We start from the raw sequence: 4,996 nt of genomic DNA on the forward strand, positions 1-4,996 counted from the left end.
GGCTTCGAGATCATTGACCTTGGGATCAACAACCCAGTCGAAAAGTACATGGCGGCCTTGGAGGAGCATCAGCCCGACATCATTGGCATGTCGGCGCTGCTCACCACCACCATGCCCTACATGAAGGTCGTGATCGACACGATGAAGGAAAAGGGCATTCGCGATGACTACGTCGTCCTGGTCGGCGGCGCGCCGCTCAACGAGGAATTCGGCAAGGCCGTCGGTGCCGATGCCTATTGCCGTGACGCGGCGGTGGCGGTCGAGACGGCCAAGGACTTCATGAAGCGCAAGCACAACGTTCGCGCTTGACCTCTGAGAGCTTCGATCTCGCGACGGCAGGATTGAACCCCGGGCTGACCGACGCGATATTTTGGCACCTCGAAGGACGGATTTAACACCATGAATGCGCCATTTGCAGTGCCCAGCAGTTCAGACCCCGTGCTTTGGGACACCGCTAAGAATCCAGCGAATGCACAATCCGAAGAATGCCGCCTAATGATCCTGGCGCTTCCCGGTTTTTCGCTACTCAGTCTCTCATCATTCGTGGACCCACTTCGCCTTGCCAATGCGATCTTGGGACGACCATTTTTTGAATGGTCGCTGTTGAGCAAAGACGGCCAGCCCGTAAAATGCGCCAGTGGCTTTGGGCTGTCGGTGGACAGCGACTTCAAATGGGCCAGCCAAGTGATGCAGTCGGGCAACCGGCCCACGATGGTCGTGGTCCTGGCTGGCGAAATGGTCGAAAAGCAAGTTTCAGCTTCTCTCATCAATGTTCTTCGCCTGTACAGGCGGCACGGCGTTCCTATAGCGGCTCTGGGTACAGCAACGTGGCTGCTCGCCGAGATTGGAATGCTCGACGGAATCCCGTGTACAATTCATTGGGACAAGCGTGCCGCGTTTGCTGAAACATTTGGACGCCCCCAAGTTACCGACCGACTTTTCGTCCGAGACAACCAACTCGTCACATGTGCAGGTGAATTCGCGTCTTTCGACCTGGTTATGGAGTTGATCAGCGAACATCTCGGCAAGGAGGTAGCACTGGCCGTGTGTCGGCACACCACGGCGGGACATTGGCGTTCCACGTCGGAGAGACAGTTGCCCATCAGCCCCAACGAGATTGGCATCTGTAAGCCGATCGCTGAAATCATTCGCATCATGGAAGAACATGTGGAGGATCCAATACCCTTGCGGGATATCGCTAGGTGCGTCGGTCGCTCGCAGCGTCAGATCGAACGGCTCTTCGCGCGAGCGTTGTCCATCTCCCCGATGCGCTACTACCTCCATGTGCGACTTTCCCGAGCCAAGCGGCTTGTTGAACAGACCGAATTGCCGATTGTTGAGGTGGCTGTAGCCTGTGGGTTTGCATCGGCCTCGCATTTTTCCAAGTGCTTCCGCCTTGCCTTTGGCGCCAATCCGAATGCCTATCGAGCTTAACCTGCTGGTGCCCCAGGGACCAGAGCACGCCGATTCCACGATCAATCCACTTTATAACGCGCGGTATTTTTTCCGCATATCAAAGTCAGTGGATCTCGTTCTTAATTCTCGAAACACCAAGCTAGGGATACGCTCATCGATGTCATCTTTCTCGGTCACAACGCATAAGATTGATCCCAGCCGGCGCCCAACGGCACTGAAACCTGACGGGAGTATCGATGACAATGACCGTGTTGAAATCGGCCCGACCGATGTAGCCTTTGCCGAGTGGTCGGCACTGGGGTTGACCCCGCCCAATCTGGTGCGAATGCGCGAGACGCGGCTTGCCCGCATCGTTCAGCAGCTTCGTCAGCGCGACTACGCGGGCGTGCTGTGCTTCGATCCGCTGAACATCAGATACGCGACAGATTCCTCGAATATGCAGCTTTGGATCACGCACAACGCGAATCGGGCCGCGTTCATATCTGCGGACGGTTATGTCGTCATCTGGGACTTGCACAATTGCGAGCACCTCTCAGCCCACCTCCCCCTCGTTAACGAAGTCCGCGACGGGGGCGCGGCCTTCTACTATTTCGCCGTTGGTGACGCGGAAGAGGCGATCGCCAAGAAATTTGCCGGGCAGGTTGACGAGCTTCTCCGCCGAAGTGGCGGCAAGAACCGCCGTCTGGCCGTCGACAAGATCGAGATCCCTGGCCTTCGTGCTCTGGATGAAATTGGGATTGAAGTCTGTAACGGCATGCAACTGATGGAGCATGCAAGGGTCATCAAGGGGATCGACGAGATCAACGCCATGCGCTGCTCGATCGCAACTTGTGAGATTGCCGTCGCCAAGATGCGCGAGCGTTTGCAGCCGGGTATAGCTGAAACGGAACTTTGGTCGGTGCTTCATGCCGAAAACATCGCCCGGGGCGGTGAATGGATCGAAACGCGTATCCTCACTTCCGGGCCCCGCACCAATCCGTGGTTGGCAGAGGCGGGGCCGCGCCGGATCGAACCGGGCGACTTGGTCGCGTTCGATACCGATATGGTGGGTCCTTACGGCATGTGCGCCGATTTTTCGAGAACTTGGTACTGCGGCGATAGAAAGCCCACCGACGAGCAGCGTCGGTTGCATGCAATCGCATATGAGCATGTGCAGACCAACATGGCTCTGCTGAAGCCAGGCGTGTCGTTCACGGAGCTTACGGAGCGAGGCCACAAGCTGCCGGAGGAATTCGTCCACCAGCGCTACGGCTGCATGATGCATGGCATTGGCCTATGCGATGAATATCCTGCCATTCTTTATCCCGAGGATTTCATCCCGGGAGCGTTTGACTACACTCTGGAGCCCGGCATGACGCTTTGCGTCGAAGCTTACATCGGAGCCGTTGGTGGGCGGGAGGGGGTGAAGTTGGAGGAGCAGGTTTTGATAACCGAGAATGGCGTCGAAAGTCTCACAAAGTGTCCTTTCGACCCTGTATTAATGGGCTAAGTTTCAGATATTTGGCCGCAGCCGAGCAGGAGATCGGCCGGACTTGAGCAGTCCGAGATGGAAATTATTTGAAAGCTGGAAGCGCCCCGGTTTCGCAGAAGCTGAGGATCAGTGCGCTATGCTTGGAGGATAACTATGACGACCGATGATTCCAGCGCTGAGTTCAGCGAATCTCAAACTGGATGCACTGTCGAGAATGCCGGCACTGTGGCCGCCCGCGCTGCCTTAGCGGCTTTTGCTGATCGCCTCGACTTGGCTCGCGAATTTCTGGACGCACCTTTCGGCCGCCACAGTGCCGATCTGTGCTTTGTTCTCGACGTCATGCGTTCCCACCCGACGGCTGGCAAGTGGTTCACGATAATGACCAAGCCCTATAGCGAATGGCGCGCAGCGCGCTGGTCGCCTGACGGCCAGGACATCGCCGAAACGGCCCCAGTCTGTTTTCAAACGCGTGAGGATGTTGAGCGCTGGGTTTTCAAACAGCGCTGGCGACATCTGATTGGTGCATTCCCACTGAAGGAAAGTGATGATGAAGGCTGATCGTTCAGTGATCCTCGCTTACGCAGATCGCGACAGCGTCAAACCAGGGGAAACCATCGGCTTTGCTGTGAGTTGCGTGAAACTTGACAGCTTCGAGTGCGATTTCGTTCGCCTGCTTGGCTGCGATGCCGGACCGGAAATGCCGCCCTTTGAGCCGTCCGTAATGACGGAGAGCAAGCGTTATCCTGGTCGCGAGCAACCTATCCGGGCTGGTTCCTATATTGAGGTCGAGAGCTCGCAGCGTCTGGCGGATCCTGGCCCGATAACGGTTTGCGCGAATATTTTTCCGACCCTTGTTAACGGCGAACCTCGTTGTCTGTTGAGTACCCTGACCGCGGACGGGCGCGGGGGAGTGGCCTTGCGGCTCGATGCCGAGGGCTGCCTGACCGCAATCCTTGGGGATACCGATGGGGCGCGGGTCTATCGCCTCGATCAGCCCTTGTCTCTCCGTCGCTGGAGCTTCGTTGCGCTAAGCTATGATCCCGAACGCCGACATTTGCTCGTTGCGGTGCATCGCCTCGCGTCCGGAACGCACGACCACGCCGGCACCAGTTGGCTGGCTGAGGATGATGTGCAGCCGCCAGCAAGCGGCGACGGTCACCTTCTAATGGCTGCCGAGCGGGATGCCGACGGCTTTCCTTGCCACCACTTCAACGGCAAAATAGAGCGTCCTCGCATCTTGGCTGTGGCTCTTTCCCTTGACCAAATCAAGGATTTGGCTGCACGCAAGCCGAACGAACCGGTCAGCTGGCCTCGCCTCGCCGATTGGGATCTGGTGAATGACCCCGCATCAGACGTCGTCCAAGATCTTTCAGGCTTCGGTCACGACGGCTTGTGCGTCAATCAGCCCGCCCGTTATGTCCAGGGTTCGAACTGGGATGGCTCGACCTTGGATTGGCGCCGCGGGCCTGAACAATATGGCGCTATTTACTTCCACCACGATGATATTGAGAGTCCCGGCTGGCAAGAAGATCTGCGGCTCACGGTGCCGGTCGAGTGGCCGAGCGGTTGTTATGCGGCCCGTCTGCGGGGCGACGATGCTGAATTCTATGTACCATTTTACGTCCGAAAGGCAGCAAACGCTTCCAGCGATGTTGCCTTCCTGGCGCCCACTGCGACATACGCAGCCTACGTCAACATGGTATCCCAATTTCAAAGAGTGGAGTATAGTCTCGGCTGTGTTGGCTGCACCTACACGCCACTAGACCTTCTGGCTGTTGGTCATCAAGGTCCGGGCAGATCACTCTACGATCCGCATGATGACGGCAGCGGGCGCTGGATCGGATCGCTCCGCCGGCCAGTGCTGAACCGGCAGCCGGGAGGCTGGCTCTGGAATTTTCAGATCGACCTTTGCCTTCTCGGCTGGCTGGCCCGAGCAGCTCCCGATCACAACGTGTTGACGGATGAGGAACTCGATCGCGAGGGTGTGACGGCCTTGGAGGGTTGCCGCGTGCTGGTGACCGGGAGTCATCCGGAGTATTGGTCGCTACCGATGTTGCAGGCTCTCGACGGCTTTCTAGCCAAGGGTGGGCGGCTCATGTATCTCGGCGG

Annotated in this window: 5 protein-coding genes; all 5 read left to right on the plus strand. The window is 57.7% G+C overall.

Annotated elements, in window-relative coordinates:
• Positions 1-309, plus strand: a 309-nt coding sequence (locus tag NKH67_RS33655) for a cobalamin-dependent protein (protein ID WP_353033030.1), incomplete at its 5' end; no start/stop codon positions are given.
• A gap of 186 nt (positions 310-495) precedes the next feature.
• Positions 496-1,434, plus strand: coding sequence for a GlxA family transcriptional regulator (locus NKH67_RS33660; RefSeq protein ID WP_353033032.1), 939 nt, complete (start codon positions 496-498; stop codon positions 1,432-1,434).
• Complete coding sequence (dddP, locus tag NKH67_RS33665; RefSeq protein WP_353033035.1) at positions 1,418-2,905, plus strand: dimethylsulfonioproprionate lyase DddP; 1,488 nt, start codon at positions 1,418-1,420, stop codon at positions 2,903-2,905. Before NKH67_RS33660 ends, dddP begins: the two co-directional genes overlap by 17 nt.
• A 135-nt stretch (positions 2,906-3,040) precedes the next feature.
• A complete protein-coding gene (locus NKH67_RS33670; RefSeq protein ID WP_353033037.1) occupies positions 3,041-3,445 on the plus strand; it encodes a N,N-dimethylformamidase alpha subunit family protein in 405 nt (134 codons plus the stop codon).
• On the plus strand, positions 3,432-4,996 hold a 1,565-nt coding region (locus tag NKH67_RS33675; protein WP_353033039.1), incomplete at its 3' end, for a N,N-dimethylformamidase beta subunit family domain-containing protein. The genes NKH67_RS33670 and NKH67_RS33675, both read left to right, overlap by 14 nt.

The sequence above is a fragment of the Mesorhizobium sp. M0968 genome, from assembly GCF_040319065.1.
Lineage (GTDB): Bacteria > Pseudomonadota > Alphaproteobacteria > Rhizobiales > Rhizobiaceae > Mesorhizobium.

Excerpts from the sequence above, each read along its gene's own strand:
- NKH67_RS33670 (WP_353033037.1), top strand. The coding sequence starts at position 3,041 with ATGACGACCGATGATTCCAGCGCTGAGTTCAGCGAATCTCAAACTGGA.
- NKH67_RS33660 (WP_353033032.1), top strand. The coding sequence starts at position 496 with ATGATCCTGGCGCTTCCCGGTTTTTCGCTACTCAGTCTCTCATCATTC.
- dddP (WP_353033035.1), top strand. The coding sequence starts at position 1,418 with ATGCCTATCGAGCTTAACCTGCTGGTGCCCCAGGGACCAGAGCACGCC.